Origin of the sequence: Mesorhizobium sp. M7A.F.Ca.AU.002.02.1.1, assembly GCF_003998535.1 — a bacterium.
GTDB classification, from domain to species: Bacteria; Pseudomonadota; Alphaproteobacteria; order Rhizobiales; family Rhizobiaceae; genus Mesorhizobium; species Mesorhizobium ciceri.
Genome location: NZ_RZPB01001054.1, coordinates 1 through 1693, shown reverse-complemented (window position 1 = coordinate 1693; position 1693 = coordinate 1). Strand labels below are relative to the sequence as shown.

Here is a 1693-nt window from a genome sequence, read left to right as displayed (position 1 = left end):
GCAATGCGCGTGAACTTTGCCTCGGTGTCGAGGTGGTGCTGCCGACCGGCGAGGTGTTCGACGACCTGCGCAAGCTGAAGAAGGACAACACCGGCTACGATCTAAAAAACCTGTTCGTCGGCGCCGAAGGCACGCTCGGCGTCATCACCGCCGCCGTGCTGAAGCTGTTCCCGAAGCCGAAGGGGCGCGAAGTCGCCTTCGTCGGCCTGTCGTCGCCCGAGGCGGCACTTTCGCTGTTCGGCCTGGCCATGGACCGTGCCGGGGCAGCACTCACCGCTTTCGAACTGATCGGCAGGCGGCCATATGATTTCACCCTGGCGCATGCCCAGGGTGTGGTGCGGCCGCTGATCGAGGACTGGCCGTGGTACGTGCTGATGCAGATTTCATCAGGCCGTTCGTCGGAAGATTCGCGAGCGTTGATCGAGGATGTGCTCTCGGCTGGCCTCGAACAGGAATTCGTCGGCGACGCCGTCATTGCCGCGAGTCTCGCGCAGGGCGATGCCTTCTGGAATTTCCGCGAGCTGCTGCCCGAGGCGCAGAAACCGGAGGGGGCCTCGATCAAGCACGACATTTCGGTGCCTATCGCCTCGATCCCGCGTTTCATCGAAGAAGCCGCCGGCGCGGTGGCGTCGGTGAGCGCCGGCGCGCGCGTGGTCTGCTTCGGCCATATGGGCGACGGCAATCTCCACTACAACATTTCCCGGCCCGTCGACGGCGACGATGAGGCGTTCCTCGCTCTCTATCACCCCATGAACAAGGCGGTGCACGATGTGGTGCGCAGCCTGCACGGTTCGATCTCGGCCGAGCATGGCATCGGCCAGTTGAAGCGCGACGAACTGATCGCCACCGCGCCGCCGATGGCGATCGATCTGATGCGAAGGGTGAAGGCCGCTTTCGACCCGGCCGGCATCATGAATCCGGGTAAGGTTATCTGATCCTTTCGACATCTTGTGGCTGGTGGGATTCCGATAACCATCCCTGAGATCAGCAAAATTTAACCGACTTTCTTAAGCGGGGCGGTAAGGAGCCCGCGCTACTGTCTCCATACAAACGAGGCTGGAAAAACCGGCCCGGAGAGAACCGGACACCGGCTCTCAGGAGACAGACAGGAAGGCCACTCTATGAACACCGGACTGAAGCCAGTCTGGGCGGGACGCAACATGCGTCTCGACCCATTCCGCCTGCCGCAAGTGGTGAGCTACGCGACTCGCGACGACTACGGCGATGTAACCTTCACCATCGACCAGCGCGGCGCCGTGATCCGCCGCTTGCTCGAGATGAGCGGCCTGCCCGCGATCATCGTTCTGCCTTCCAATGCGTTCCGCGGCGTTGCCGCCCGCGCCATGGAGGATCCGGACGGCAATGTCACGGTGACCCTGGAACTCCTGCACAACGACCCGATGCTGTCGGTGCCGCTGCTGGTGGCCGACGATCTCGACGATGTCGCAGCCGACTGGCGCGCCTGGGCCGACGCTTACCGCCTGCCGATGCTGCTCATCGAATCGGACGGCGTTGCCCGCACCCTGGAAGAATCGCTCGGCGCCGCCATCAAGACGCTGCCGCCGCAGGATCGGCGCAAGGGGCGGATTTCGAACACGCGCCGCCCGCGTTTCCTCGCTCGCCGCAGAGCTGGCGACCTCGGTCTCAGGCTGGTCGTCGACGGCCAGGAGATTATTTCGCGGGAGTAGGAAGG

Annotated in this window: 2 protein-coding genes; both read left to right on the top strand. The window is 63.7% G+C overall.

What is annotated here, in order from left to right; all coding sequences use genetic code 11:
- A partial coding sequence (locus EN879_RS34900; RefSeq protein ID WP_164774799.1) for an FAD-binding oxidoreductase occupies positions 1-935 on the top strand: 935 nt, incomplete at its 5' end.
- A gap of 186 nt (positions 936-1121) precedes the next feature.
- Positions 1122-1688 carry a DUF6101 family protein gene (locus EN879_RS34895; RefSeq protein WP_013532817.1) on the top strand — a complete coding sequence of 189 codons (567 nt, stop codon included), beginning with the start codon at positions 1122-1124 and terminating at the stop codon, positions 1686-1688.
- Positions 1689-1693 lie beyond the last annotated feature (5 nt).

What these genes read in the sequence shown, in the direction of transcription:
- EN879_RS34895 (WP_013532817.1), top strand. Translation starts at nt 1,122, where the DNA reads ATGAACACCGGACTGAAGCCAGTCTGGGCGGGACGCAACATGCGTCTC.